This is a genomic window from Dehalobacter sp. CP (genome assembly GCF_047652685.1).
GTDB lineage: Bacteria > Bacillota > Desulfitobacteriia > Desulfitobacteriales > Syntrophobotulaceae > Dehalobacter.
Window position 1 is genome coordinate 2,672,449 of sequence record NZ_CP157399.1, and the last position, 26,414, is coordinate 2,698,862.

Consider the following 26,414-nt stretch of genomic DNA (forward strand, 5'->3'; position numbering starts at 1 on the left):
AACAACTAAATATTTATCATGCTGTCAGATTCCATCGAATATTAATGATTCTTTCTTATTTAATTATTTTGAAACCGTATTTCACAAAAATCTGTTGAGCATCATCACTGCTTAAGTAGCTTAAGAAATCCTTCACTTCAGTCAGATTTTTGGTACTGGCAATTACAGCCGCAGGATAAACAATGGCGCTATGGCTGTCAGCCGGTGCAACTGTAACGACTTTTACTTTATCGGATCCCTGAGCATCAGATTGATAGACAATACCAGCATCAACGTTTCCGCTTTCTACGTATGTCAGTACTTGTGTGACATCTTTGGCCAGAACCAATTTGGCTTGCAGCGTGCCCCATAATTTCATACTGGTTAAAGCTTCCTGAGCATATTTCCCTGCCGGTACACTGTCCGGAGTGCCAATACTGATTTTATCTGCCTTGGCAAGATCCTGAAAACTAGTAATATCTTTGTTATCTTTCCCTGCAATCAGCACAAGATCGTTTCCAAGCAGGTCAATCCGGGTCCCTTCCGCTAAAAGGTTTCCTTTTTCCAATGCATCCATTTGTTTTTTTCCTGCTGAAATAAATAAATCAGTCGGTGCGCCTTGCTCAATCTGCTGCTGCAAAGAACCAGATGAGCCATAGTTAATTGCCAGATTAATCCCTGCGTTTTTGGCTTCATATTGTGTTTCTATTTCTGTCATGGCATCTTTTAAACTGGCCGCTGCCGATACAAGAATCTCTTTTTTCTCGACCGGAACAGTTCCTTTTTGTTCAATACCATTTGCTGAACTGCCCGAGCTGCTGCAGCCGACAAGTACCAAACACGCAACCAAAAGCATAATCAGAATTCCACTCATTTTTTTCATTGAATTTTCCTCCTAAAAATAAATGATATGATTAATCCCCTAACTGCCATTCAAGATAAACAAACATAAACCATCTTAGACTAGCATAAGTTATTATACAATATATATTTGAGCTCTTCAATATCAATCTTAAGCTAATATAGACTAATATAATGACTTAACATAACCTAACATCCTATTGCTCCCTGTCTTATGCTGTTGTAATATTACGTTATAATGCGCCAAATTTGTATAATAGGCGTAATTTTTTCATCTGTACGACTCTGAACTCTTCCGTATTTAGTATTGTTTTGTTCTTTTATTTTGAGTACTGTTTTGTCCTGTGATATAATAAAATGATATTATTTTAAAATTGAGGTGACTGGCATTGCTCCAAAGCACTTCCTATACTCCTGAAGAAGTAGCCCAGAAACTTAAAATATCCAAGTATACCGTCTATGAATTGATCAAACGCGGGGATCTTGCAGCATACCGGGTTGGACGTAAGGTAAGAGTAGAGGACAAGGATATCGAAGCCTATATTCAGAAAAGCAAAGGTGCCTCAATGACGACTGACGTTTCTACTTATCCGGTCTTAGAGCGCCCTTCAGAACCCTTTCGCTCTCCGGATGTCTCTATATCGGATACGGTCGTTATTTGCGGCCAGGATATCATACTGGATATTCTGACCCGTCATCTTCTGAAGCAATACCCGAATATCAAATTCTTAAGAAGCTGTATCGGCAGCATTGATGGTCTGCTGGCACTCTACAGAGGTGAAGCCAACATTGTTACTGTCCATCTCTGGGACAGTGATGCTGATGATTATAATCTTCCTTATATCCGAAGACTTATGCCCGGACACCAGACAATCGTAATTAATCTGGTCTATCGCCAGGAAGGCTTTTATGTTTCCCGCGGCAATCCTAAAGATATTACATCCTGGAAAGACCTGACCAGACCGGACGTCCGGTTTATTAACCGCGAGCGTGGGTCAGGAGCCCGAGTCTTGCTTGATGAAAAATTGCGCGTTGAGAGTATCCCTCATCACTTAATCAATAGCTACTACGATGAAGAAATGAGCCATCTGGCCGTGGCCAGCAAAGTTGCGCGGGGAGAAGCCGATGTTGGACTGGGTATTGAAAAAGCCGCTATGCAGGTGCTAGGGCTTGACTTTATTCCGCTGCAAACAGAAAGATATGACCTCGTCATGCGCCAGGAAGACCTAAACAGACCGCACTTCCAAGCCCTGCTGGCCATTATCCGTTCTGAGGCCTACCGTAAGGAAGTCGAGGGATTGGGCGGCTATGATGTCTCGCGGATGGGTGAAATGATGGAGTAGTCAAAACATATAAACAAAGAGAAAAGACTTCCTGCTGCCTTTTGACAGGCAGCAGAAGGTCTTTTCTCTTGAAAATTTACTGAACAAATGTTGTATGATCACCGATTAATCCAGCTGAATAGCCGCTCCGACTGTCCCCGGTCCTGTATGGGCACCTATTACGGCTCCAACCTGCGCAAACATCTCTGCCGGTTTTTGAAAAGCATTCTCCAGTTCTTCTTTCAAATATAGTCCTGCCTGGGGAGCCGATCCATGCGCAACGGCAAATTTGATATTTGTCCTTTTTCCAGCAAAGTCCTGAAATGCCTTGACAATGCTTTTTAAGGCCTTCTCCTGACTCCGGACTTTGCCAAAATTCTGGTAAACTCCGTCATCGCCTACCCGGATTACCGGCTTAATATTCAGCAGTGTCCCCATAAACCCTGATACCCTGCCAATTCTTCCGCCTTTTTGAAGGTATTCCAGCGTATTTAAGGTAAAAAGCGTTTCAATACTATTTCTGGCCTGTTGAAGCTTATCCAAAACTTGAACCGATCCCAAACCCTCTTTGATGGCTTTGGATGCCTCCATTACCATCAAGCCCAAACCGAGGCTTATGGTCTTAGAATCCACAAGATGAACGGCACCTTTTATTTTTTCTTTGGCCAGATGGGCCGCGTTCAACGTACCGCTTAAGCCGGAAGAAATATGAATGGAAATAACCTCCTGATATTCTTCAAGAAGCATCGAGTATAACGAAACAAACTGTTCCGGGGAAGGCTGAGAGGTTTTCGGAAGCTCTTCTTCCTGTTCTAGACACCGATAAAATTCTTTGGGGCTAATTTCTCCATCCACAAAACTTTTTTCCCCAAATAGAATTTTAAGAGGAATAACATGGGCCAGACATTTTTTCGATAGCTCGTCCGGCAAATCCGCAGTGCTGTCAGTGACCAAAGCAATTTTTTTCATACTTCATCCTACTTTCTTTCTTGAAACATAAGCTATTTCATCTCCGTGTATGGTCTTCTTATCTCTTCTCCATATCATCCCAAGATATCAATCACGGAAGATTCACTGCAGTAACATTGGATTCCCCGACCCGGGCACCTCCGACAACAAGCTTAAATTCATATATTTGTCCGTTTGTATTATTCTCTGTATTCCGCCATTATCCCTTTAAAATCGAGCAATCCGTTTGGAATAAATCGGTGTCAAAAGGGATGCATCCTTGTGGTTGGATGTATCCCTCACTTTTTCGATTCGAAAGCAAACCAAATTTCTTTCGCTCGCAAAGCCTATTTCTGACTTACGTCGTTTGCTGCGACGTTAATTCCACGTATACTGCGTTGGATTCTTTTGAAGTATTCAGTTCATTCACCCATATTCTCAGGATATCGCCTGCTTTTAAATCACTCAGATTAATGCTGGTCTCCTGAGCGCCATCTGCACCCGCCGTTCTACTGAAAATCGGTGTATCTTCAGCAACGACAATTGTATAGTTCGTGCCGGTCGTCTTATCATTCATTTCCCGTGCTGACGAGGTTTCTACACGCGTATTTCCTTGTTCCGGCGGAGCTGCTTTTTGTTCGCTTTGTGAAGAATCCGAAGATTGCAGTTCTGCGACGATCAGCTGTTTTTCACCCACACTGACCACTTTTCCGAGTAAATCCATCTGTCGGGTTGGCCGGACTCCCTCGGTCTGTGTACTTTCCGTCTGCGCTGTTGCCGTATCGTCCGTTGCCGTCGAAGAAGTACTTGCTGAACACCCTGTCAACACAATCAGTAAGGTAACAAGTCCCACAACCAATAACTTCTTTTTCACTCACAAATTCCTCTTTTCTTGTTATTCCGCTAGATCTACCTCAAACCAAAACTCGACGCCATTTTCCACGTTTTGAGCCCCATATGCATTACCATGCTGTTCCTGAATGGCCCGGACGATCGACAAGCCAAGGCCTGTGCCGCCATAAGAACGGGTTCTTGCTTTGTCCACCTTATAAAAGCTGGTCCAAATCTTATCCAGGGCTTCTTCAGGGATAAGAGTGCCGGAGTTGAAAACGCTGACCCTGGCTTTTTGTCCTGTTTTTTCGAGCTTGACTTTAATTTCTTTGCGCTGGTCTGCATGATTGATCGCATTGACCAGATAGTTCACGATGATCTGTTCAATCCTGTCGATATCGGCATTAACCGTAAATTTATCCTGAATTTCCCGCATCAGCTGAATATCTTTCTCTTTAATCAGCAGCATATTTTTTCTGAGGACAAATTCGACCAGTTCGTTTAAGTCAAAATCTGTTTTTTCCAGCCGGGTGTAGCCCGCATCGATCTGCGATAACTCCAGGAGCTGTTTGACAAGCTTATTCATCTTAGCGCTTTCATCAATGATCACATTACAATAGAAGTCTTTATCCTCTTCACTTTCGTTGACATTGACCTTGAGTCCCTCGGCATAGCCCTGGATCAGTGCAATCGGCGTCTTTAGCTCGTGTGAAACATTGGAAATAAATTCTTTTCTCATGTCGTCTATTTTTCTTTCTCTTTCGATATCCTCCATGAGTTTTTCATTGGCCTGCCGGAGTTCATTAATCGATTTCTCCAATTGGGTGGAAAGCGAGTTAATGCTTGAGCCAAGTTCGCCAATTTCGTCGTAGGTCCGCACCGGGTATTTTTTGCCAAAATCCAGTTTGACCATGGCCTGGGCGATCTCATTCAGACGAAGAATGGGCTTGGTAAATCTATCTGTGAAGAAAAATACGATCAGCACCCCGATAACCATAATAAACAAACCCGTAATAAGAGAAAACTTATTAGCAATCGCCGCACTTTCCTCGATCGCGACGACCGGAGTGTTTAGGTACAGATAGTCTCCGTTATTTAACTGTCCAACCAGATTAATAAAATCGGAATTCAGTCTGCGGTCAGTGGATTTAACAATCACAGGCTGCGTGGAATTCTGGGCATCTTTGAGGATGGCAATATCAGGAATGAACGAATAATCCGAGCCTCCGGGCTTTTTGAATGGTTCATGGAAAAATCCTTCTTCTTTCAACGAAGAAATATATTTGATATACATGGATGAATCAAGAATCGTAATGTTCAGGCCCTCGGTCCTCTCAATTTTCTCCAGATTGAGTAAAATATCGAACGGCTCGCCATCATAGTTTTCATTGATCTCATGGTAGTACTCCTTCAAGGTGCTTTCCTTGTTCAAGTAGTAATACTTCGCAAGAAACTGGTCGTTTAAAAACCACGAAAGCAAAACATACAATACAGTTAGGCAACTTATAGCAGTGAATAGCTTTAGTTTGATGGATGATTTCATTAGAATTACCTCAAATTCAGATTATCTCAAATCTGTATCCCAGTCCTCTGACGGTTTGAATAAAGTCTCCTTTGATCCCTAATTTATACCTTAACCGTTTGATGTGGGTGTCCACAGTTCTGGCGTCGCCATAATAATCGTAATCCCAGACTGAATTTAAGATCTGTTCCCTCGATACAGCCAGGCTTTCATTTTCTACCAGATATAAAAGCAACTCATATTCCTTCGGGCTTAAATCTACCCGTTCTCCGTCAATACTTACGACTCGCCTGTTTTTATCGATCTCCAGGCCGTCAAAGTTTTTAATGCTAGCCTTCGGATCACTGGTTCTGCGAAGAAGGGCCTGCACCCGCGCGACCAGGATCAGCGGACTGAAAGGTTTCGTAATATATTCATCTGCGCCCAGATCAAAACCGAACAGCTCATCCGATTCCTCAGATCTTGCTGTCAGCATGATGACCGGAGTCTGGCCGCTCTTTCGGATTTCCCTGCATACCGTCCATCCATCCGTCTCGGGCATCATGACATCCAGGATGGCCAGGCTGATATGCTGTCCGGAATGAATAATATCCAGGGCCTGTTTCCCATCTTCCGCTTCGATGACGGTATACCCTTCCTTTTTTAAAAAATCAGCAACCAGTTTCCTCATTCTGGCTTCATCGTCTGCGATAAGTATATTCCCTGCAGTCATTGCCTAACCCCCTTTAGTTTCCCCCAACAGTCTATAATTCTATTTGTTTCAGGAGGGATTGATCCCTGGATGATATTTTAAGGAATGAATGTGTACGTTTCGTGAACGATCGATTAATATTCTGTGAAAGTTCAGATCATTGAACCCGCATGGCTTATTGCGTTCTTGCCGACCCTTTTGGAGTGATACAGGCCAGCATCAGCGGTCTCAATCAGATTATGGGCTGTAGTGCCATCCTCCGGATAAGCAGCTAGTCCTATAGAGACCGAAATACCCGGCTCTTCACTGACTCTTTTTCTGAACCGTTCGGCGACAATCAGGGCATCCGTTATTTTGGTTTTCGGCAAAATGACCAGGAATTCATCTCCTCCATAACGGCCAAGTATGTCAAATTCCCTGATATTTTCCTTGGCAATACTTACGACCTTTTTGAGGACCATGTCCCCGACAACATGTCCACGGTTATCATTAATGCTTTTAAAATTATCAATGTCAAAGAGCATGAGCGTGAATTCGTCTATCTTGGGATCATCAATCAGGTTTCCAAAATAATTCATGATCCCCTTTTTATTATACGCATCGACCAGCGGATCTCTCTGGACCATATTGAGCAAGTGTTCATTGTGCAATTCCATTTCCAGCATTTTTCTCTTTACTTCGTAGTTGATGGTCTTATTGATGTCTACAATCTTCTCTTCAGCGTTCGCCAATTTTAAACGGTACGGCTCCTTTGATGTTTTTTGGATATAACAGTAAAACAGCAGGTACGCGGCAAACTGACATAACGGAATCAAGAAAGAGGAATTGGTAGGAAACTCATATTGGAGCAGCTGTCCAAAACCCATAAATATGACTCCCCAGGTCAATGATATCTGCTTTTCACCGAGGAATTTATGCAGCAATATAATAATGCCGGCGGCCAGGACGACAGCCGCTCCGCTTAAGGATTCCGTCATCGTCAGAATAACCGGCAGGTGGTCCGCATTCATGACCGTGAAAAGTACCAGAAAGGGGAAAATCACGCTCAAAGCGGCAGATGCAGCGTAATTCTTCCACCGCCACGATAATATCAGTATAAGCAACAAGCAGAGAAAAGCAAAATTTGTATGATGAAGCACTTTAATACGCAGTACCATATCAGGATAGGCTATACTAAGCAGCGCCAAGAGAAACGGCGCAATAAAACTAAATCCAAAAAGAGCCGAAAAACTCTTCTCCTTGTTCATTGTAAATACAAATGCCAAATTCAGAAAAGAAAAACATAAAATGATAATGACTGCAGCCTGGTCATTTAAATAGGCATAGAACATTTTAATCCCTCAAATCTTTTCTCGTCTGATTAACTGTAAAATTCGACATTTTCTTCTATATTCCTGTTTTCTTTTATTCTTGACGTTTTTTTCATCGATAGGAACATTTTGCCGGACTTCAGCAAATAGACTTTTTTGTCAAGATGAAATGAGGTAAAATAATACCAGTAACAATATGATGATGTCCTAAAGGAGAAATGTGCGTGTTTTCGGAAAAAGTAATCAATAATTTAAAGAATGCCTCCTGGATCAGAGCAATGTTTGAGGAAGGCGAAAGGCTCGCCAAAATTTATGGACGCGAAAACGTCTATGACTTCAGTTTGGGCAATCCCTTTTCTGAGCCGCCAGAGGAGGTCATTGAATCTCTGAAAAATTATGTCACCGGGAATTATAAAGGAATCCATAAATACATGAACAATGCCGGCTATCCCGAAGTCAGAGAAAAAATTGCCCAGTCGCTCCAGAGCGACAGCCAGATCGGACTTACACAAGATAATATTACTATGACTATCGGGGCTGCCGGCGGGCTGAATGTTGTGCTGAAAGCACTTCTGAATCCAGGTGAAGAAGTAATTATCTTTGCACCTTATTTTGTGGAATATATTTTCTATACGGATAACCATGGTGGGAAACCGGTCATTGTGCCGCCGGACCCCCGGACACTCGAGCCGGACCTGGATGCCCTAGAAAAAGCGATTTCGCCCAAAACAAAGGCGATTGTCATCAATACCCCGAATAATCCAACCGGTATTGTCTACAGCAAGGAGAAGCTGGAACAAATCAAAGGAATTCTGCAGAAAAAAGAAAACGAATACAGTACGATCATCTATATTATCTCCGATCAGCCCTACGACCAGATTGTCTATGACGGGATGAAAATTCCGAACATCCTGTCGATTTTTGAAAACAGCATGATTGTCAATTCCTTCAGTAAATCACTCGGCCTTGCCGGAGAGAGAATAGGATATATTGCAGCGAGCAGCAGAATTAAAGACGCTGACGTGCTGAATAACGCCTTAAGCTTTTGCAACCGAACGCTGGGGTTTGTCAATGCTCCCGGATTGTTCCAGAAAGTTATCGGTGATTCTCTGGACGTCAAAACAGATACCGCAGACTATCAAAAGAAAAGAGATTATTTATATGAGCATCTCACTGCGCTTGGTTTCGAATGCGTCAAACCGCAGGGAGCCTTTTACCTTTTCCCCAAAACACTGATCGAGAACGATGTTGAATTTGTCAAAAGGGCCGTTAAATACAATTTATTGCTTGTCCCCGGAAGCGGATTTGGCTGTCCCGGTCATATCAGAATCTCTTATTGCGTCAGTATGGATACCATCGTAAATTCCATTTCCGCGTTCGAAAAACTGGTGCAGGAGTTCGGATCCTGAAGCTCTTAAAATCCAGCCGTATCCATGCAGGTTGACAATTCTATTAATGCTTCGGCAAAAATACGTTTTGTAATATCCTTATTCAAAAGATCACAGCCCTCTTTGTTGATAGTTAATCAGGAAATATTTATCAATTAAAATATACGTGCGAATCGGTTCGATTCCGACCATCGGCTCCACTGGAAATTCTAAAGGGGACGTAACTTAGCGACGTCCCCTTTAAACCTATCTACTTTTGGATGTAATAGACACTGGGTTGTGTTCCAAACTCTTCAGCCAATCGAACTGTATTGTGCTCTGCGACAAGTTTGGAAACATTGCTGTTCGGGTCATCAAGGTCGCCAAAAATACGGGCTTCGGCAGGACAGGTCTGCACGCAAACCGGTTCTTCTTGCTGGCCTAATCGTTTATTCCTGCAAAAATCACATTTATATACTTTCCCTTTAATGAAGTTGCTGTAAGAAGTCTGCTCTTGCGGAGTCAAACCTTTGTCCGGATAATATCCTTTGATTTTTTCAGAGATAAAATTACGAACATCATACGGACAGGAAGCAATACACTGTCTGCAACCTATACACTTGGACTGGTCAATGGTTACTGTACCGTCTTCATTCTTATGGGATGCTTTAGTCGGGCAAACAGTTACACATACCGGATTACTGCAATGCATACATAAGATAGGTGTATGCTCAACTTTTCCATTGGGATAGATACCTTTTTCAATATGTGATACATGGGAATAAAATACTCCCGGCGGCGTGCCATTGGCCTGCTTGCATGCAACTGTACAAGCGTCGCAACCTACGCATCGTTTAAGATTAATTACCATTCCGTACCGCATTTATATTCCCCCCTATGCCTTATAAATTTTTACACAAACTGAATTGTTCAGGTTACCCATCAGGAATCCGATATCTCTCTCGTCCCCATTCAATAAAACATTGTAATTCGGGCCTTCTTTGGCGAATGGAATGATATGTGTTCCGCGTTTACCCCATTTGCCGCCAATTCCTATGGTTTGAGGATGAATCATTTGGGATAAATGAACTTTGCCCTGGGTTTTGTGTCCATATTGGGATTCTACGACAATTTCATCGTCCTCATTCAAGCCCATGGCTTTCCCTGCCTCATAGGGGACCAGGACTTTAAGAATATTTGGATCAAAGTTGTGTTGGATTTCCCTTAGCCAAGGATTGTACACGAGTCCGCTTGAATCGTTAACTTGAAAATGGGTTTTAAACTGGAATACTTTGAAAGGATATTCCGCCGTAGGCAGCATGGTGTTAAACTCGTAATAAAGCGGGGTAGCGGCATAATTCCTGGCGACTTCTTCAATATCGGCACCCGGGAATTTTATCCCATGCTCCTTAAGGCCGTTCATAATCGTATTAATGTTTCGCCCCGAGTACGTATAATAAAGCGGTATTCTGATTTTGTTCTCCGGTGCATAGAAATAGTTATAGCTTCCTTTTATTGTGGGGACTTTATAACCTTTTACGGCGCATTCGGCAAAATCATTCCAGCCGGATTGGGGGCCGTAAAGGGATTTGAGTTTTCTTTCAATTATTTCTTCATAAGTATACTTTTTGATTGGCAAAAGCGAATACTCTTTTGCTAATCCGGCTGGTTTATTCAAGAAGTACATGCCCAGGAATGTCTTATTCGTGATCATATTCAGGGCCGGCAGACATCCTACCCGTTCGGCAAGGTCAAAACAGATATCCTCAGCGAGCCTGGTGTTATGCGCCGGGGCAACTACCGGCTTTCTGGCACATATCGCCCTCATTCCGCGGCTTTCGTCATCGGAGCCCTTGGAGCATATAAAAGACGCATTAAATGCAGCTGCCCTTTCCAAGGCGTGATGTTCCGGTAGGATAACATCTGCAAACTGGCTTGCTTCGTCCAGCCAAACTGCAATGTCAAAAACAAAGGGGATCCTTCTCATGGCCGCCATCACAGGTTCAGGATCGGCGTTTGATTTTATATTATTGGCACCATGGATCATTAATACTTTTGCTTCGAAGGGAACATAATAACTCTTTGGATCAAGTATTGTTTTCCATGTTAGTTGTTCAACATCCAGCTTCATAGGGTAAAAGCAATTATTATCAAAGCTGTTAGGAGGGAATTCAAACGTCGGCGTTCCAACGGACTGAGCCTTAAATATATCCCACGGAACAGGTGTAAGCATCCCATCTTTGTCGGTCATGAACGGGTGAAAATCTCCTGTCTCGACACCCAGTACGCCGCCTGGTACATCCAAACAACCTAAAAGCTCATTGATTATATAAAGTGCCTTATACAATTCCGTATTCAGGGGATTGCAGTTTGCTCCCCGGCCCGGGAAGGTTGCTACGGGCCTGAGCGGGAACTCAAAGCCTTCAATATTAATCGTTGCGCCGATTTGTGCCGTATCCACCAATTCTTTGGCTATCTCTCTGATTTTGGCTGCAGGGACGGTGCATATTTTTTCGGCCCATTCGGGTGTGTACTCTTTTACATACTCGGTCATAAGCTGGAATGCGGTTTTAACCGTCTTTCCCCTAACGGTATAGGTACCTGTCAGGGCATAAGTGTCTCCCCTGGAGGAATCAAATGGCACCGCTTTATGCTGGGATTCGTCCCATACCAGAGGTTTCTGGGTTGCTTCATCTCTGAAGTGGTCCTCAATGTGCACTTTGGACCCTTTAAAGACTTGAGGTTTATCCTCGATGAGATAGGGCGCGTTTGTCCTCCATTTGAGGAACTTTTCGTCGTATTTGTTGATTTCATAAATGATCGTGTGAACTAACGCCCAGCAAAACGCTATGTCCGTACCCGGTATAATGGGTACCCATTCTCCGTTTTGGGCTGCGACTGTCTTCCGGGGGTTGACAGTGATAACTTTCAATCCCCGTTCAACGGCTGTGGCATAATCACTTGTACTATAATGCGCTAAGGCCCACTCATCACCAATGCTCCGGCCAATATTCAAAATCAATTTACAATATTGCAAATCAACCCTCTCTACCCTTGTGGACAAGCAAGTCGTCGAGCCATAATGGTCCGGACATAACGGACCTGCAGAACCTATTCGGGTAGTAGAGCCTAATGCCTTATCAAACAAAATTCTGCTGAAAGAATCCTCATTGCCGAATCCAAAATTATAAATAAAGCTCCTGGGATCATATGCTCTGGCTTCTTTTAGTTTACCTGCTACAATAGCATAGGCTTCATCCCAGGTAATTTCCACCCAACCGGGATCAATATCCAGCCCTTTTTCAGGATTCGTTCGTTTTAAGGGAGTTTTTACCCGGTATGGGTGATAAAGTCCGCCAATGATTGAATTTCCCCTCGGACATAACTTCCCTTTATTGGTAGGACTTTTGGGATCACCTTTAATTTCCACTGCAACACCATTAACAACTTTCACTTGGGTGCCGCAGATGGGCATATGACATCCCGGGCAATAAGCCGGTTTCCATTCTTCAGTATTGGATGTTTCCGCGTTGGCTGTTTGAAAAAAATATGCTTTTGAGCCAAACCCTGTTGCCAGCAAGACAAGGCTCGCTGTCGACCCTTTAATAAATGAACGCCTGCTGATAGTGGCCATTAAATATTCGCCCCCTCATCTTTTGTAATACGACCAGGAAGTCTTACCTGGACAAACCATGCTGCTAATGAATAAATTAATGCTCCCAGTCCGATCATGCCAATAACGACCAGTATCTCCGACAATACCAGATGGGGTTCCCCTGTGAATGTCAACTGGTCAAGAGCAGCTGAAGATTGTCCGGCCCAAATGATTGAAAGCTTGGCCATAGCAATTGAAAATACTGTTAATACGGCAATTGTCTTTTTGCTGGAAGATAAGACCCCGATCAATAAACATGCAAGCATTCCCAAAGATGAGATCCAGAATGTGTAGGATTTAGCAAGCATCGTTAACTGGCTTCCTAAATGGTTCATATTGCCTATTCCGGCAAACAAGTCAATGAGCTGAGTGGTTAATACGAGAAATAAAGCCATTACAAGCCCATTGCGCCAAGATCCGCCGTTATGAAATAGGACAACAACGGCGAGTCCTATGGTCAGGGCTTGAAATAAAGCCGGGCCGGCTCCTAACATCACTGCCCAGATATCCTGTCTGACACTGACGGCAACAAGCCATGATTCCACTCCGAGAAGAATGATTCCTATCGCAATACCGGCTACAGCGAAATTTTTGCTTTTTGCCCCATCGGATTTAATTTTAATGGCTGCCAGTAAACTCATAATAATTGCAGCCAGAAGAGCTATGGCATCATAATTCATGGGAGCAGATAAATTGGGTGAAATAATCATATTGTAAAACCCAATAGGATAACCTAAATCTGCAAATATCAGACAACCTGCGGTTATGAACATTGCCAATGCGCATGTGTATAACTGTTTGCTTGTCGAATTTTCTATTGTGCCACTTAGCATGCCGAATCCAAGAATTATTAGAAGACCTGCACCGCCGCCTGCAGCTGTAAAAAATAACCCAATGTACAGACCCCATGGATAATGATTAATGTAACCGTCAAAGCCTGTAACCATTTGTTTTATCAGGGAAACTATGCCAATGATAAATAAACACATGGCAAAAATATGATGCTTTCCTAAATTATTAATTTTCACTAGTTTTTCACACTCCTTATTATTTTTTTCTTTAACTACTTTCTTTCGGTCGACCATTGAAAGAAGTTAGTGGACACCTTACTAATAATTTTGCATATACTGATTCCTGCAAACAATAGATACAAATATTTATTTTTATAAAAGATATCTAGATATTTAGTATAATACTCGTTGACATATCAACGTTTAACATATATGATACTATTGTAAGATCTCAATTTCCTCTTAACGGGGTAACTGTATGTTACCCCAACCCCATATATTTACAAGAACGAGGTGTTTTTATGGGACTTAATCATCCTAACATAAATTCACTCATCTATACCGCTAAAAAAGAATTGAGTGTGGCCTTAATCGATGATAGTTCTCTTATCCGCAGCCTTCTAAATCACATTCTGATGGATTTTCTCAATACCGGTTATTCAATTACGGAATTTGCATCACTGAAAAGTTTTATTGCTGCCTTAAATAACGAAACATTTAAAATAATTATTGTCGACATAAATATAATAGAAAACATTAAAGATTTTTCAGAACTGGTATATAAGTACAACCCTAATATTAAGATAATGGCCTTTACTTCCGTTATATCTAAAGTAACCATTTGCGCTACGATAAAAGCGGGTTTTGATTCTTTTTTGTTAAAAAATTCGAGTATCGATGATATAACGCTTGGAATTAAGCAATTTATTAATCAGGGCTCGTATTTAGACCCCAAAATTTCGCAAGTGATAATAGAATTATTAAAAGAGTCAGTAAGCTACAACGAAATGCCCAACTTGGAGAAAAATCTTACCCCTCGGGAGAAAGAAATATGCGAGTATGCCTTTAAAGGTTTGACCAATAAGCAAATCGCTCAGCAACTAGTCATATCAAAAAGCACTGTGGATAACCATTTTATTAACTTATATCGCAAATTAGGCATTACCAAACGTACTCAGCTTTTAACGCTGCAGACCAATCAGGAATTATTAAAGAGGATTTGATTAGAAAGATACTGATATGGAGGAGAATCGAATGCAGAATTCAAAGAACCATGAGGAATTGTTATGGATAGAACAAATGTCCAACCGCTCAAAAATTTACAGCTTTTTTGCCCAGATCTTTATGGAGCCAATACCAGTCCCCGGAGAGAAGTATGCCAATACAATGTTGAACAATGTCTCGATCCTGGTTAACTGTTCCGAGAATAAAACTGAAGGTTTTCGACTTTTAAAAACTTTCTACGACTCTTGTTTACTTCTGACTGCCCAAGCCATTCAGGAGAAAATAGCTGTGGACCGGACCTTTTTATGCAGAGGCATTAATCAAGCAGTTGGGCCGGTTCCACCCTATGAATCTCTTTATATAAAGGAACAGCATGATTCAAACACAATAATCAAACTTCTGAGATTTTACCAGCAAAGTGGTTTTGCTATTAGTAAAAATATTCACGAAAGACCAGACTATATAGGAGTAGAGCTTTCGTTCATGAGTGAACTGTGTCAAAGAGAATTCAACCAAATAAAAGAACCTCAGTATATTGAAATCATAAAACAGAAACAGAATTTTTACCAAAATCATTTATCAAAATGGATTCCTGATTTCTGCCTTCAAGTCGTAGAATATGCCAAAACTGACTTCTTTAAGGGTTTAGCTTATTTTCTGATCGATTTTATTAAAGAGGAAAAAAAATATTTGAATAAAGCTCTTAACCAGTTATAATGATTGTAGCTTATTTCTGTTATGAATAGGGGTGTCTAGCATTATGTATTTTTCCAGAGAAATTATGGATATTATAAATGTTTACCAATTATACTTATCTAAGAATATTAGACAATTTAAAATAGGTTTAAGCGACTACCCTATAATACTTTATTTGAATTATAACGAAAATATAGAGAACCCCGGCCAAAATGAGATAGCCAGGGCGCTGAAAAGAGACAAAGCACTCATTGCTCGGGTTACACGTAATCTAGTAAAGCTCGGATATATATACGTATTGACTGACCAACGAAATAAGTCCAAGAAAAATTTATTTCTCACAGAAAAGGGTAAAGAAATTGCTCCCCAAATATTAGACATGATCGTTAAATGGGAGGATGAGGTTCTATCAAAATTAGCCCCGGAGGAAGTCTCATTTTTCAGGAATTGTCTCTCCAGAATATATTTGACTTCTGAAAACCTCTTTGATAACCTATCTTAAAATGGAATAAAAAATGTCTGCCCTATATATCATACGGCAGACATTTTTTTAATATTTATCTCAAACATTATTTATCAGTCGTTTTTTGTGTCCTCGTTCTGCCTAACAACGCTTTCCACTTCCGCAATGATATTTTTAAAAGGCATTCCCCGCTTGATTAACCGCGATTACTCCTTGGTTCACATCTTCTGCTCCCGCATTAGTCACTTCAGTTGCACGGTTGGTCTCCGATTGAATAGCACTGCGATCTTCTGGAACTGGAGGACTGTTCAGCCAGTTTCCTGACCTCATCTGTAACGAATCCCCTACCGTATTCCCCTGCCCGGGCAGCTTCTATAGCTGCATTAAGTGCCAAAAGATTAGTTTGTTCTGCAATAGTCTATTGAATCAAAGCATTAATTGTCCTCCCGATACGGGAATATAAGTTCCTGTCACGTAGCAACTGTCATCGCTGGCCAGGAAAGCAATAACCCCGGCAACATCTTGCGGTACCCCTAGTCTCCGTAAGGGGGTGTGACCGATCATCATTTTACGGGCTTCATCGGGAACCCCGGCTGAACCATCTGTTTCAATTAAGCTTGGACCCACAACATTTGCCGTAATACCATTCGGACCAAATTCTTGAGCAATATATTTTACAAAGGAATCAAGTCCGCCCTTGGCTGTTCCATGGGCGATAAAGGCCGGTCCGGCTACTTTGGACATATTGCTTGATACATAAACTATCCGACCGCTTTTTTGTTCCAGCATCGTTGGAATGACAGCCTTGGTTGTGACAAAAGATGCTTGAAGCTCATCATTCAATTTCTGGGAGAATTCTTCCCAGCTCATATAGAGGAATGGTTTCACAACAAAATTCATCGATGCATTGTTAACCAGGATATCAATACGTCCAAACTGGTTTTTTGCTTCAGTAATCATCTTTTCAACCTGTTCCTGGCTCCTGACGTCGGCTTTGATGGCTACTGCTTCTCCCCCGGCTGCTTTTATATCGGCCACAACCTGATCAGCAGCTGAACTATTGGACATATAATTAACCACTACTTTGGCTCCCCTTGAAGCTAAGGTTTTGCAAGTCGCCGAGCCAATTCCGCGCGCTCCGCCCGTTACGACAGCTACTTTACCATCCAGACTACTCATTGTTTACCTCTCCTTTATGTTTAAAATCCTTTTTGTAATTGGTATCCTTTTAGTTTTTAATCCTTTTTCTGACGGGACTTCCGCCAACCTCTAAACATGTACCCCGGCATTTTTCTGATAACGCCCCAGGTCAAAAGCTTTAAAATGCTCCAAGCTTCCTCGGGCTTAAGGTGAATATTCATAGAATAAGCACCCATCAGCTTACCCTTCATAACAAGGTCTTGACCTTCACACCAAATCTTGCTTACATCCACAAGAACCTGTCCTTCTTTTGAATGCATTTTCATATCGTTTACCTCGTATTTGCTATGATTGCTAGTTTATTTCATCAAACCACTGTTTCGATATCTATACCCAGTTCCTCCATAACTGCTTGAGCAGCTGCGCGACCGGCCCCGTTACAACCTGCTCCGGGATGGCATCCGGGTCCGCATAAGAAAAGGTTATCAAACGGCGTTTTATAGTTCCAGCCCGGCAGTGGCCTATTTCCCATATTTTGATCAAGGAATGCAGCAACATGACCAAAATCGCCGTAGAGGAACGAAGGATTTTTACGTTCCATTTCCAAGGGGGACATTTTCCAATGCCCAATGATGTTTTCCTTACCCATATTCGTAGTAAATTGACGTAGGAAATTCATTACCTCTTCGGCATATTGATCTGATATTTCATCCCATTTGCTTGGTCCACCGTCTTTGAGGAAATATGGAGCGTATTCATAGAGATAGAGCGTATGCTTGCCCTTTGGCGCACGGGTTTCATCATACCGGCTCTGGCAGACAAGCCCCGGGAAATGATCCGTTACACCGTGTTTGAGATTTTCAAAGTACCTGAGATAATCTTCTTCGTTAGCCGGAGCATACTCAACCAGCAGTGCTTCATTAAGTTCATCTTCTTTATAATTTGGTGCTTCGTGCAAAGCCAAACCTTGTTGGTAAGCTGAGAATTCACTAACCCGCAGCCTGTCAACTTTTCGTGTATAACCTTCCGGTGAAAGACCGGAGCTGAACATTTCGGGGAACATTTTTTTGATGTTTAGGTTACTGATAACAGCCTTAGTGCCGAAAATTTCTTCACCGTCTTCCAGAATTACGCCTTCACACTTGCCGCCTTTGACGATGAATTCTTTAACAGCTGCCTTGGTACGGATGGTACCGCCGTTATCAAGGATAAACTGTTCCATGGATTCGCTGACTTTACCTGATCCTCCGATTGGAATTCCGGGGCCGCGGCCTGGCGAATGCTGCAAACCAATCATCATGGGAACAACAATCCCGGTGCCTTTGGTCTGGGGCATGATCATAATTTCAGAAACCCACCGGCTTAGGGCAATTTTAACTTTATCACAGCTAAACCATTCTTCGATAACGTCCCAGGCACTTAAAAGGTTGCACCTGAGCAGTTCTCTGCTTTCGTCACTGGAATCCAGCATCGTTGTATACATGCCAAACGGCGGTGGCGGAGCAAAAAAGCCGGCTATCATCATATCGTGTGCATGCGATATCCAGGAGGCGAAATTCCTGTAGGCCTCAGCATCTTTTTGTGAAAATTTGGCTATAGATTGGCATGTCCTGTCCAGGCTGGCGCAAATAGTTAAGTAGGTGCCGTCGGTAAACTGTACTGCTGTAGTAAGATCCGGCTTACTGTACTTAAGTCCGTATTTGGATTGCAGTCCAAGTTCATCCCGCGTCATAATTGGGCTGGCTTGAAAAAGGTGATGGACAACGGCGCAGGTATCTGTGACGAACCCTGGGGCCGCAGCTTCAGTCGAGGTTACACCCCCTCCGACTTTGGAACTCCTCTCCAGCAGGATCACATCCAATCCCGCTTTAGCCAGGTAGCAGGCAACTGTTAATCCATGGTGCCCTGCTCCTGCTATGACAACCTCATGTTTGCTTGACATTTGATCTACCTCCTCGCAATGAATTATTGTTCAACTCCAAACAATTGATATGTCAACAGATTAAGTATAGTTCCGTTCGGTTGTGTAGTCAACACTTTTATGCGCAATTTTATTAAATATTTGACAAACTTTCAGCAGTGATTCAATAATGCATAAAGACTCAGAAAACTTATAGACGCTCACAATCTTTCACAGTAGCTAGTTCTAAGTGAAAGGGCATTTAGTAATTAAAATGCCCTTTTGTGGTAGTTAATTTGTTTGATGCTTATACCGACTTATGACATAAGCATCATGACCAGAATTGCCAGTTCTACTCCGTCCTTTTCTTGATCCGTACTAAGAAATTGAGATAGAATATTTTCCCGAGCCAATTTAAAGATAATTTCCATTTCGTTCATCTTGAGTACCCCCTTATTTTCGAATAATTTCGAAAATTAAATAAACAGCCCATAATTTTGTTATCTCGCGCTATACTCAACGATAAATTCTGTCACCGCTTTTAGGTTTTCAGCCTTGGCATCATTTTTAGTTGCCAGAACCTTATCCGGTGCAAAAACAAATCCTCCGCCCGGCGCTAGATCATCAATTAAACCTTTGGCAATATCGATACATTTTTCCTTCGAAGCGTAGTACAGATCGTTTGTGCGCAAACCGCCGGCAATACATATATTCTTACCCAAAGCTTTCTTGGCTTTTCTCAGATCATCTTCTTCGAAGAATCCAATAACCGATCCTTTTGGAAACTCCTGCAGATACTCATATAAATGTTCCCAATTCTTTTCAAATAGAATAAGAATTTTCAAACCCCTAGCTGCAACGATATCCACATATTTTTTGAAGGACGGCCAGTAAACCTTCTCAAATTCTTTAGCCCTTATATATTGCGGCAGATGTAAATATAAGTGAACATACTTGTCATCGGTGGGCGAATGCAATACTCCAAATGTATTCATTAGTAAAGGGTCAACCAGGGCCATACAGGCTTCGGCCAATTTATCGGGACATTTCTTTATGTCTCTCATAATCCCTTTAAAATCTCTTAAATAATCCATGATAAGATCGCCAGGCATAAATAAATTTACACCGCCATTGGTAATGGGAAGACCGTACTCCTGTTTGATCCTTTCGGAACAAATTTGAAGTGATTGGACATACTTAAAGAAATGTGAAAGCGCATACGCATATCTTCCAAATTTTTCTTCCACCGTTCCTTCTTGAAATATCTTATATTTTCGGGGAAATATCGTGTCACGGATGAATTTTATCGGATCGGCTATTAGGTCATCATACTCCTCAGGGCGCATAAGTTCCGACTGACCGGTGGCAATTTGAATGGTTTCAGTATTATTGTTAAAAATACCGCCACCTAAAGCATGTACAAAATTTAACGGCATGGTTACGCCTGGTGCAAGCGCTCCATCGAAAGGAAAATCAGTCAGGGCTTTAGCGTAAACTTGATATTCCAGCTCCGGATCTTTTAACACCTCATTTAAGGTTGCCCCGTAATAGGAAAGAGCCCAATTATCGACCAGACCGTAAATGGGAACTCTGTCCGGTTCTCTTAATTCTATAGCGTCTTTGAGTCTTTTGACTCGTTCATTGTATAAATTCAATTTATCATTCATACATTATTCTCCCTTATGCGTATTCTTCATATTAGATACGCGTTAACGTATTTGTTAATAAAATGCAAAGGTTGTGCATGTCTGATCCGTTTATTTAAAAAATCGTAAGAAAACCTACGTACGCAAAAATCATACTTTGCCCGATGTCCCAATTCATACCCATTGCAGGATCTTTATCAGCAAGTTCAGGATACTGTTCTACAATCTCACTCCAGGAAATCAACAAATTTTGCTCTTCCACCAGTAAGCACCTCCTTAATAAATACCATACTCCATGACAAACTTATTTACAGCGATGATGTTTTCTAGTTTCCCGTCATTTGGCGCAATTAGTTCTTTATCGGTGGCAAAAATGTAACCGCCGTCAGGTGCCATAACATCTAATAATTCTTTTGCCTTGTCGATGCATTCTTGTTGTGTACCATATTGCAACAGGGGCGTTGGGAAAAGTCCTGTAATGCACATAGTATTTTTTAATTTCTCTTTTATTACTTTCGGATCTCCATGTTCGAACCACCCCATTGATTTTTTTACCGGAAGTTCCTGAAGATGATCATAATAGCGTGACCAGTCACCTTCATAAAACGGAACCACAAATATATCATGGGCAGCAAAAAATTCCATAAGTGCCTTAAACGTCGGCCAGTAGAATTTGTCAAAATCCGAAGTTTTTAGCATCGTAGGCAAATGGATAGGTATAAATAAAACTTTGGGGTATTGTTTTGGCGGAACCATATTAATTCCGCACATGGCTAATCTTATTGCCAGCGGTGTAAGTGCGTGTATGGCTTCTAAGACTTCCTCGGGTCTGCGGCGAATGTCGCCGAAGATTCCCTTAATGCCGCGGAAAAAATCGCCAATCCAATCCATTGGGTGAACCATAGTGGCATCAAAACATACGGGCATTCCGCATTGTCCTGCTAAACTGCCGACAATGGCACCCACTTTTTGCCCGTACATTCCAAAGAACATAGCGCCTTTGGCCAATGCCAGGTCTTTTCCCGGAGACGGTTTGGCCAGTTCGGAGTATTTTCGCGGCAAGATCTTCTCTACCATAAACCTAAATGGGTCCTTACTAAATTCCGGGTATTCATCTTCTCTCATTATGTTTGCTGATTCATCCGAGTATTGGATGATATTGCTATCACTTAAATAGTGATATGCCTTGCTTCCCAAGGCCTGATAAAGGCTGCCCGGCCTGCTATAGATCATGTGAATGATATCGCACGGTATATCATTTGCAACTTTCATTAAAGATTGGCCGCATTTATCTGTATCCCAATTGGTTTCGGCATCGGTATACCCGGCATAGTAAGAACTCCAAGTCCCATATGAAGCCATGACCGGAACACGGTCCGCCTTTTCCAGCATAAATGTTTTGAATACTCGGTCCATGCGTTCTTGATATCGTTTCAAAAATTCACTCATGTTTCAACCCACCCTCTAGAGTATTTAAGGAATACCCTTCTACCTAAATCTGACCGGTTCATTACTGAATCAACTTAGCCACTTTTGGCATATTTTTATACCTTCTGCTGCGTTTGTGGTGAAGGCATCGGCACCAATTACTTCACAAGCTTCCTTGGTTACAGGGTTTCCGCCGATAATTACTTTAACTTTGCTGCGTAATCCTTCTTGCTCCAGCGCATCAACAATGTTTTTCATCGATTCCAAAGCCAAAGTCAAGACTCCGCTTAAGCCAACAATCGCAGGGTTAACCTCTTTTATTTTTTTCACAAATTCACCGGCAGATTGATCGATACCCAGGTCGTGTACTTGAAAACCTGATGCTTCGGCCATGCTCCTAAAGATATTTTTACCGATGTCATGCAAATCGCCTGCAACGGTTCCCAAGACCATAACTCCGGTATTTCTCCAACTTTGTGCTCCCAGCACAGGCTTTAGGGTTTCTATTGCTGTTGTTAAAATTTCCCCGGCGAAAATTAAGTCACCGACAAAGTATTCTCCTTTCTCAAAAAGATCCCCAACGGTTGCCATTCCGTTCTGACAAGCAGCCACTACTTTTTGTGCTTCTTCTTGCGAGGGATTAGAATTTACAAACTCTTTCAGCATCGAGAGTAAATTATCTTCATCCAATTCCCCCATTGCAACTGAAACCTCACTGAAATTTACCATCTTTCTTCCTCCTTATAAAAATATATTTTAATATTACCCAGATAGTGGAATGTAAAATCATGTATTTGTCTAGGTTATGGAGATTGATTAATTGATATGTCAACACTATGGGTAATTACTATCTCTTTTTTTAACTTGAAAGGCCTCAAAAAATTCTAGATGTTGATGCCTTTTGTATATACAATATAAACCGATTTTTGTTGATATGTCAATATATTTTCACTTCAATTATTTTTCGGCTTTTATGCAAGATCAGCTGCGCCTTCGGTTCGACGCAGCTGATCTTAAGTAATGAGTCAATGGGGATTAATATTTAAATTTGTACAATTCAGGCCATTCCAGCCACCATTTGTAATTTTCAACCTGTTCAGTTCCATAGCCGAACATGTCATCAATGGTTTTAAGAAGTTTTGAACTGGCCTCACCTTTGCTGCCAATCCAAATTCCAGCTTCGTGGAACCATGAACTTTCTTTGGAATTCCATGGGCATACTTTAATACAACGGCCACAATTAACCCCTTCATCATTACCGGTACGAAACTCTGTACATTTTTTGTGATCGCTGTTCCAACGCAAATATTCTATTAACATCATATTCGACGTGTTGAAAACATTCAAGTTAAAATCGCTCTGTTGCGCAAAGACGCTATTAGCCTGATTCAATTATTGACAACATCAAAATAGTAAGTTATACTTATAATAAGTTTTACTTATTATAAGTTATGCATATTATATGAATGGAGATTAGTAATGAAGCTTGAGGAATCTTTAGGATTTAAGTTGGCAAAAGCATCCCAGCGTATGTTTGAACTTTTTGTCGATTACTTGAATCAGGCTGGTATTACATCTAAACAGAATGGTGCGATGCTAATTATTCATGAGCACAAAAACATTACACAAAAAGAGGTTGCCTTGCTTCAAAAGGTAGACCAAACAACAATGGGGCAAATTATTGATCAGCTAGAAGAGAAATATCTTGTTATACGTGTCAAACACCCGGCCGATAGACGAGCCTATAGCCTCGTTCTAACTGATGACGGCGTTAAACTAATAACATCTCTGTGGGCCCAAATGAAACACTGTGAAGCCGTATTTCTGCAAAGGTTGAATCAGGATGAAATCACGCAATTATTTAAATTGCTTGATATAATTGAAAAGGAGTAAAAAGAAATGAGTAAAATGGATTATTTCAAAGCGAAACTTGAGGCAACCATCAGTCCAATGGATTTTATGCAAGCAGCAAAAGCTGAACCAGACAAGTTTTTAGTGGTTGATGTACGCAATGCTCCACCGCACATTATGAAAGAAAAAATCGCCGGAGCTACCCACATTCCTTTAATGAATCTGTCAGACAGACTGGCTGAATTACCAAAAGACAAAACAATTGTTGTATACTGCTGGGAAACATGGTGTAATATGGCTGCACATGCCGCGGTTATTCTTTTGGAAAACGGCTATGATGTTCTTGAATTGTCCGGTGGAATCGCTGCGTGGAAAGCAGTAGGATTTAATGTTGAAGCCATAGGATAATAAATTGTATCACAGCCTCTATTGCAAAAATTGCCGCTTTTTAAAATAACTACACTAGTGTAGTCATTTTAAAAAGCGGCAATTTTTCATCATCTTCTCAGATACGCTCCACGATGTCCTTCTGCCGTTTGACCGGTTCACTCTTATTTTTTCAAAGCCGTACTTAATACCACTATGTTCCGATTAACCTTTGCCAACTGTGAGAAAAGCCAGGCTTAACACCAAGGCCAGAATGGACCATATGACCATAGGTATTGATCCGGCGGTGACTAAAATAAAGAAGAATCGCTGCACAAAGGCCCATCAGATAGAAGTCCCAGGTTAACGGAGAGGTCCACCTTAATCCCGTGACAATCCTTAACAGCTGAAACGGCTGTCCCATGTCAAGGGCAACCATAACGCCTGCACCTGCCAGAAAACCCAAAGCATAGGGTATGCTTTTTAGCACAGCCGGAAGAAGAGTTGTAATATTAAATAAATACACTGTCGCAACATACAGCAGCAAACCGCTGCCAAGAGCCGAAAAGAAAAAGAAAGATTGCATAAAAAGGCCCCAAGGGAAGCTATTATTAAACCCCGGTTGAGGATGACCGGTACGTATTTGTTTAAAACCCAGAATCAGACAGATTATCGTAAAAATACCCGAGACGATGAGTATTCCATCAATCATAACGTTCCTCCTAATCACTCCGAACGAATCTAAATGTAAAATACCGAGGGATTTGTTCCATATTGGCCGGCTAACTGGCCAACTTTCTTTCCCTTAATAATTTGGCGGCTTTGCTGTAAGGATCATCCAAATCGCCGAAGACTCGTGCGTCAGCCGGGCAAGTCGTGACACAAACCGGATTCATACCGGCGTGAACCTTATCCATACAGAAATTACACTTGGTTACCTTACCTTTGGTAAATTTGGTCAGATCGACCTTTTCTTTTGGGGACAATCCTTTTTGCGGGTAATAACCCTGGGGTTTTTGGGGTTGGAACCACCGTGCCTCATACGGGCAGACCACGAGGCATTGCCTGCAGCCGATGCATTTTTCAGCAATGATATGCACAATTCCGTCATTATCTTAACGGAGGCTCCGGTCGGGCAAACTTTGACACAAGATGGATCTTAGCAATGCATACATAAAAGAGGGCGTATACTCCATGATGGCTTTGGGATACTTTCCTGTCTCTTTATGCACAACATGCCCCCAAAATACGCCCGGAGGGGTGCCATTGGCCTGCTTGCAAGCGATGGTACAGGCATCGCATCCGATACATCTTTTTTGATTAATAACCATTCCGTAGCGCACATAAACACCTCCTCGCTCTACGCTTTATAAAACTTAACTTGTGGTGAAGATTCCAGGGACAGCGAAATCGGGTTTAAAGTACTTTCATCTACCGATAAAAGGCTGTTAAAATGAACGCCTGTATTATTGACTGGATTCATATAAGGAGTCCTTCTGCCGAAGTTGCCCGGTATCCCGATGCATTTGGGGTGGATGAACTGGGAAAGGTGAATCTTCCCTTTTATTTTACCGCCGACGGCAGATTCGACGATTACGGTATCCCATTCCTTAAGACCCATTTCCTCAGCGACTGACTCCGCTACCCAAATGCATTTAAGAAAAGGATTGGAATAATCCATCGTTTCCTGCATATAAGCATTTTCATACATTCTACCGGTATTGTTGGGCCCGTAATGTATTTTCCAGTTTACGACTTTGAAGGGGAACTCCTTTGTCGTTTCCCAGCTCGGGGATTGATACCAGTTAGGCAAAGCGGAATAGTGGGCTTCCACCTGTTTCATATCCTGGCCGGGAAGGGTGGCCTTAAATTCAGCCAACTGGGCCAGTAGTTTTTTCCCATTCCGCGCCATCCGTTCATAATAAAGCGGCAGCCGAATGCTGTTCTCCGGTACGTACCAGTAATTGTAGCTTTGCTTCAAAGGCAGGCGAAAAGGTTTAAAAGCACATTTCTCAAACTCTTCTAAGGCTTCGGGGCCATAATGGCTGCATATTTTTCTCTCGATGATTTCTTCATAGGAATATTTTTTCCCCGGATCCAAAGCATACTCACCGCTTAGTCCTGGCGGAAAGCTTTCATCAATCCGCGTGTAAAAATCATGATTTGTAATCATATTCAGCTTTGCCAAGCCCCCTGTTTTTTCGGTCAGATCAATGAAAATGGATTGAGCCAGGCGGGTATTAAAGACGTTTTCAACAACGGGCCTTCTGACCAAGGTTCCCATCAATCCGACATTATTCTTCCTGCACGGAATTAACCGTGCAGGAACGGGCAGCGTTTGCGCTTCTTATCTTATTTATGATAGTTGCTCAATTATTAAAAACTGAGGTGATTCTCGGAGCTTTCCTAGTTGGACTAGTCTT

Annotated in this window: 28 protein-coding genes and 2 pseudogenes; 7 read left to right on the top strand and 23 right to left on the bottom strand. The window is 41.9% G+C overall.

Annotated features, from left to right (window positions below; genetic code table 11):
• Positions 1–55: 55 nt before the first annotated feature.
• Positions 56–862, bottom strand: a complete 807-nt coding sequence (gene modA / locus AAH944_RS13290; protein ID WP_415535271.1) for a molybdate ABC transporter substrate-binding protein — start codon at positions 860–862, stop codon at positions 56–58.
• Between the two features lie 367 nt (positions 863–1,229).
• Here modA and AAH944_RS13295 point away from each other — a divergent pair, with 367 nt between their 5' ends.
• Entirely contained in the window at positions 1,230–2,183 is a 954-nt protein-coding gene (locus tag AAH944_RS13295; protein ID WP_415535272.1) for a substrate-binding domain-containing protein, read from the top strand.
• 105 nt (positions 2,184–2,288) lie between these two features.
• On the opposite strand, the gene AAH944_RS13300 is transcribed toward AAH944_RS13295, so the two are convergent.
• The 5 genes from AAH944_RS13300 to AAH944_RS13320 all read right to left on the bottom strand — a co-directional run bounded on the left by AAH944_RS13300 (position 2,289) and on the right by AAH944_RS13320 (position 7,485).
• On the bottom strand, positions 2,289–3,131 hold the full coding sequence (locus tag AAH944_RS13300) for a DegV family protein (RefSeq protein WP_415535273.1): 843 nt from the start codon (positions 3,129–3,131) through the stop codon (positions 2,289–2,291).
• Between the two features lie 337 nt (positions 3,132–3,468).
• Positions 3,469–3,984, bottom strand: a complete 516-nt coding sequence (locus AAH944_RS13305; protein ID WP_415535274.1) for a hypothetical protein — start codon at positions 3,982–3,984, stop codon at positions 3,469–3,471.
• A gap of 21 nt (positions 3,985–4,005) precedes the next feature.
• The gene (locus AAH944_RS13310) at positions 4,006–5,484 is read right to left on the bottom strand and encodes a sensor histidine kinase (protein WP_415535275.1); all 1,479 of its coding nucleotides are present in this window, start codon (positions 5,482–5,484) and stop codon (positions 4,006–4,008) included.
• Between the two features lie 16 nt (positions 5,485–5,500).
• A complete protein-coding gene (locus AAH944_RS13315; RefSeq protein ID WP_415535276.1) occupies positions 5,501–6,175 on the bottom strand; it encodes a response regulator transcription factor in 675 nt (224 codons plus the stop codon).
• Positions 6,176–6,306: 131 nt separating this feature from the next.
• Positions 6,307–7,485 (bottom strand): GGDEF domain-containing protein, encoded by a 1,179-nt coding sequence (locus tag AAH944_RS13320; protein ID WP_415535277.1) that lies wholly within the window; start codon positions 7,483–7,485, stop codon positions 6,307–6,309.
• A 203-nt stretch (positions 7,486–7,688) separates the two neighbouring features.
• Between AAH944_RS13320 and AAH944_RS13325 the strand changes: the two genes are divergently transcribed.
• Entirely contained in the window at positions 7,689–8,873 is a 1,185-nt protein-coding gene (locus AAH944_RS13325) for a pyridoxal phosphate-dependent aminotransferase (RefSeq protein ID WP_415535278.1), read from the top strand.
• Between the two features lie 229 nt (positions 8,874–9,102).
• Here the strand turns inward: AAH944_RS13325 and AAH944_RS13330 are convergent, their stop codons facing one another.
• Genes AAH944_RS13330 through AAH944_RS13340 form a run of 3 tightly spaced genes read right to left on the bottom strand, consistent with a single transcriptional unit; the run spans position 9,103 to position 13,514 of the window.
• A complete protein-coding gene (locus AAH944_RS13330; protein ID WP_415535279.1) occupies positions 9,103–9,714 on the bottom strand; it encodes a 4Fe-4S dicluster domain-containing protein in 612 nt (203 codons plus the stop codon).
• A gap of 12 nt (positions 9,715–9,726) precedes the next feature.
• Positions 9,727–12,465: a molybdopterin-dependent oxidoreductase gene (locus tag AAH944_RS13335; RefSeq protein WP_415535280.1), complete on the bottom strand. Its 2,739-nt coding sequence runs from the start codon at positions 12,463–12,465 to the stop codon at positions 9,727–9,729.
• Positions 12,465–13,514 (bottom strand): hypothetical protein, encoded by a 1,050-nt coding sequence (locus AAH944_RS13340; protein WP_415535281.1) that lies wholly within the window; start codon positions 13,512–13,514, stop codon positions 12,465–12,467. Before AAH944_RS13340 ends, AAH944_RS13335 begins: the two co-directional genes overlap by 1 nt.
• A gap of 284 nt (positions 13,515–13,798) precedes the next feature.
• Here AAH944_RS13340 and AAH944_RS13345 point away from each other — a divergent pair, with 284 nt between their 5' ends.
• Genes AAH944_RS13345 through AAH944_RS13355 form a run of 3 tightly spaced genes read left to right on the top strand, consistent with a single transcriptional unit; the run spans position 13,799 to position 15,699 of the window.
• Complete coding sequence (locus AAH944_RS13345) at positions 13,799–14,500, top strand: DNA-binding response regulator (RefSeq protein ID WP_415535282.1); 702 nt, start codon at positions 13,799–13,801, stop codon at positions 14,498–14,500.
• Between the two features lie 31 nt (positions 14,501–14,531).
• Positions 14,532–15,218, top strand: coding sequence for a TorD/DmsD family molecular chaperone (locus AAH944_RS13350; protein WP_415535283.1), 687 nt, complete (start codon positions 14,532–14,534; stop codon positions 15,216–15,218).
• A gap of 43 nt (positions 15,219–15,261) precedes the next feature.
• The gene (locus AAH944_RS13355; protein ID WP_415535284.1) at positions 15,262–15,699 is read left to right on the top strand and encodes a MarR family winged helix-turn-helix transcriptional regulator; all 438 of its coding nucleotides are present in this window, start codon (positions 15,262–15,264) and stop codon (positions 15,697–15,699) included.
• Between the two features lie 264 nt (positions 15,700–15,963).
• Here the strand turns inward: AAH944_RS13355 and AAH944_RS13360 are convergent.
• The 10 genes and pseudogenes from AAH944_RS13360 to AAH944_RS13405 all read right to left on the bottom strand — a co-directional run.
• A pseudogene (locus AAH944_RS13360) lies at positions 15,964–16,075 on the bottom strand (methyl-accepting chemotaxis protein); the annotation flags it as partial.
• 11 nt (positions 16,076–16,086) lie between these two features.
• Complete coding sequence (locus AAH944_RS13365) at positions 16,087–16,839, bottom strand: SDR family NAD(P)-dependent oxidoreductase (protein WP_415535285.1); 753 nt, start codon at positions 16,837–16,839, stop codon at positions 16,087–16,089.
• A 56-nt stretch (positions 16,840–16,895) separates the two neighbouring features.
• Positions 16,896–17,126, bottom strand: a complete 231-nt coding sequence (locus AAH944_RS13370; protein WP_415535286.1) for a hypothetical protein — start codon at positions 17,124–17,126, stop codon at positions 16,896–16,898.
• A 41-nt stretch (positions 17,127–17,167) separates the two neighbouring features.
• Positions 17,168–18,742 (bottom strand): phytoene desaturase family protein, encoded by a 1,575-nt coding sequence (locus tag AAH944_RS13375; RefSeq protein ID WP_415535287.1) that lies wholly within the window; start codon positions 18,740–18,742, stop codon positions 17,168–17,170.
• A gap of 275 nt (positions 18,743–19,017) precedes the next feature.
• The gene (locus AAH944_RS13380) at positions 19,018–19,140 is read right to left on the bottom strand and encodes a hypothetical protein (RefSeq protein ID WP_415535288.1); all 123 of its coding nucleotides are present in this window, start codon (positions 19,138–19,140) and stop codon (positions 19,018–19,020) included.
• A 60-nt stretch (positions 19,141–19,200) separates the two neighbouring features.
• Entirely contained in the window at positions 19,201–20,367 is a 1,167-nt protein-coding gene (locus tag AAH944_RS13385; RefSeq protein WP_415535289.1) for a uroporphyrinogen decarboxylase family protein, read from the bottom strand.
• Between the two features lie 94 nt (positions 20,368–20,461).
• The gene (locus tag AAH944_RS13390) at positions 20,462–20,608 is read right to left on the bottom strand and encodes a hypothetical protein (RefSeq protein ID WP_415535290.1); all 147 of its coding nucleotides are present in this window, start codon (positions 20,606–20,608) and stop codon (positions 20,462–20,464) included.
• A gap of 14 nt (positions 20,609–20,622) precedes the next feature.
• The gene (locus AAH944_RS13395; RefSeq protein ID WP_415535291.1) at positions 20,623–21,795 is read right to left on the bottom strand and encodes a uroporphyrinogen decarboxylase family protein; all 1,173 of its coding nucleotides are present in this window, start codon (positions 21,793–21,795) and stop codon (positions 20,623–20,625) included.
• A 69-nt stretch (positions 21,796–21,864) separates the two neighbouring features.
• Entirely contained in the window at positions 21,865–22,503 is a 639-nt protein-coding gene (locus tag AAH944_RS13400) for a B12-binding domain-containing protein (protein ID WP_415535292.1), read from the bottom strand.
• Between the two features lie 306 nt (positions 22,504–22,809).
• Positions 22,810–23,082 (bottom strand): annotated as a pseudogene (locus AAH944_RS13405) (reductive dehalogenase); the annotation flags it as partial.
• A gap of 171 nt (positions 23,083–23,253) precedes the next feature.
• On the opposite strand from AAH944_RS13405, the gene AAH944_RS13410 reads away from it, so the two are divergent.
• Together AAH944_RS13410 and AAH944_RS13415 are read left to right on the top strand one after the other, a co-directional pair.
• Positions 23,254–23,667, top strand: coding sequence for a MarR family winged helix-turn-helix transcriptional regulator (locus tag AAH944_RS13410; RefSeq protein ID WP_415535293.1), 414 nt, complete (start codon positions 23,254–23,256; stop codon positions 23,665–23,667).
• A 6-nt stretch (positions 23,668–23,673) separates the two neighbouring features.
• Entirely contained in the window at positions 23,674–24,033 is a 360-nt protein-coding gene (locus AAH944_RS13415) for a rhodanese-like domain-containing protein (RefSeq protein ID WP_415535294.1), read from the top strand.
• A gap of 172 nt (positions 24,034–24,205) precedes the next feature.
• Here the strand turns inward: AAH944_RS13415 and nrfD are convergent, their stop codons facing one another.
• From nrfD to AAH944_RS13435, 4 genes are all read right to left on the bottom strand, one after another.
• Positions 24,206–24,703, bottom strand: coding sequence for an NrfD/PsrC family molybdoenzyme membrane anchor subunit (nrfD, locus tag AAH944_RS13420; RefSeq protein WP_415535295.1), 498 nt, complete (start codon positions 24,701–24,703; stop codon positions 24,206–24,208).
• A gap of 70 nt (positions 24,704–24,773) precedes the next feature.
• Positions 24,774–25,091, bottom strand: coding sequence for a 4Fe-4S dicluster domain-containing protein (locus AAH944_RS13425; RefSeq protein ID WP_415535296.1), 318 nt, complete (start codon positions 25,089–25,091; stop codon positions 24,774–24,776).
• A 15-nt stretch (positions 25,092–25,106) separates the two neighbouring features.
• Positions 25,107–25,334 (bottom strand): hypothetical protein, encoded by a 228-nt coding sequence (locus AAH944_RS13430; RefSeq protein ID WP_415535297.1) that lies wholly within the window; start codon positions 25,332–25,334, stop codon positions 25,107–25,109.
• A gap of 17 nt (positions 25,335–25,351) precedes the next feature.
• On the bottom strand, positions 25,352–26,275 hold the full coding sequence (locus AAH944_RS13435) for a hypothetical protein (RefSeq protein WP_415535298.1): 924 nt from the start codon (positions 26,273–26,275) through the stop codon (positions 25,352–25,354).
• Positions 26,276–26,414: the final 139 nt, after the last annotated feature.

Excerpts from the sequence above, each read along its gene's own strand:
- AAH944_RS13415 (WP_415535294.1), top strand. The coding sequence starts at position 23,674 with ATGAGTAAAATGGATTATTTCAAAGCGAAACTTGAGGCAACCATCAGT.
- AAH944_RS13410 (WP_415535293.1), top strand. The coding sequence starts at position 23,254 with ATGAAGCTTGAGGAATCTTTAGGATTTAAGTTGGCAAAAGCATCCCAG.
- AAH944_RS13365 (WP_415535285.1), bottom strand. The coding sequence starts at position 16,839 with ATGAGTAGTCTGGATGGTAAAGTAGCTGTCGTAACGGGCGGAGCGCGC.
- modA (WP_415535271.1), bottom strand. The coding sequence starts at position 862 with ATGAAAAAAATGAGTGGAATTCTGATTATGCTTTTGGTTGCGTGTTTG.
- AAH944_RS13320 (WP_415535277.1), bottom strand. The coding sequence starts at position 7,485 with ATGTTCTATGCCTATTTAAATGACCAGGCTGCAGTCATTATCATTTTA.
- AAH944_RS13300 (WP_415535273.1), bottom strand. The coding sequence starts at position 3,131 with ATGAAAAAAATTGCTTTGGTCACTGACAGCACTGCGGATTTGCCGGAC.
- nrfD (WP_415535295.1), bottom strand. The coding sequence starts at position 24,703 with ATGATTGATGGAATACTCATCGTCTCGGGTATTTTTACGATAATCTGT.
- AAH944_RS13315 (WP_415535276.1), bottom strand. The coding sequence starts at position 6,175 with ATGACTGCAGGGAATATACTTATCGCAGACGATGAAGCCAGAATGAGG.
- AAH944_RS13345 (WP_415535282.1), top strand. The coding sequence starts at position 13,799 with ATGGGACTTAATCATCCTAACATAAATTCACTCATCTATACCGCTAAA.
- AAH944_RS13355 (WP_415535284.1), top strand. The coding sequence starts at position 15,262 with ATGTATTTTTCCAGAGAAATTATGGATATTATAAATGTTTACCAATTA.
- AAH944_RS13375 (WP_415535287.1), bottom strand. The coding sequence starts at position 18,742 with ATGTCAAGCAAACATGAGGTTGTCATAGCAGGAGCAGGGCACCATGGA.
- AAH944_RS13400 (WP_415535292.1), bottom strand. The coding sequence starts at position 22,503 with ATGGTAAATTTCAGTGAGGTTTCAGTTGCAATGGGGGAATTGGATGAA.
- AAH944_RS13380 (WP_415535288.1), bottom strand. The coding sequence starts at position 19,140 with ATGAACGAAATGGAAATTATCTTTAAATTGGCTCGGGAAAATATTCTA.
- AAH944_RS13310 (WP_415535275.1), bottom strand. The coding sequence starts at position 5,484 with ATGAAATCATCCATCAAACTAAAGCTATTCACTGCTATAAGTTGCCTA.
- AAH944_RS13370 (WP_415535286.1), bottom strand. The coding sequence starts at position 17,126 with ATGAAAATGCATTCAAAAGAAGGACAGGTTCTTGTGGATGTAAGCAAG.
- AAH944_RS13350 (WP_415535283.1), top strand. The coding sequence starts at position 14,532 with ATGCAGAATTCAAAGAACCATGAGGAATTGTTATGGATAGAACAAATG.
- AAH944_RS13385 (WP_415535289.1), bottom strand. The coding sequence starts at position 20,367 with ATGAATGATAAATTGAATTTATACAATGAACGAGTCAAAAGACTCAAA.
- AAH944_RS13395 (WP_415535291.1), bottom strand. The coding sequence starts at position 21,795 with ATGAGTGAATTTTTGAAACGATATCAAGAACGCATGGACCGAGTATTC.
- AAH944_RS13435 (WP_415535298.1), bottom strand. The coding sequence starts at position 26,275 with ATGGGAACCTTGGTCAGAAGGCCCGTTGTTGAAAACGTCTTTAATACC.
- AAH944_RS13330 (WP_415535279.1), bottom strand. The coding sequence starts at position 9,714 with ATGCGGTACGGAATGGTAATTAATCTTAAACGATGCGTAGGTTGCGAC.
- AAH944_RS13335 (WP_415535280.1), bottom strand. The coding sequence starts at position 12,465 with ATGGCCACTATCAGCAGGCGTTCATTTATTAAAGGGTCGACAGCGAGC.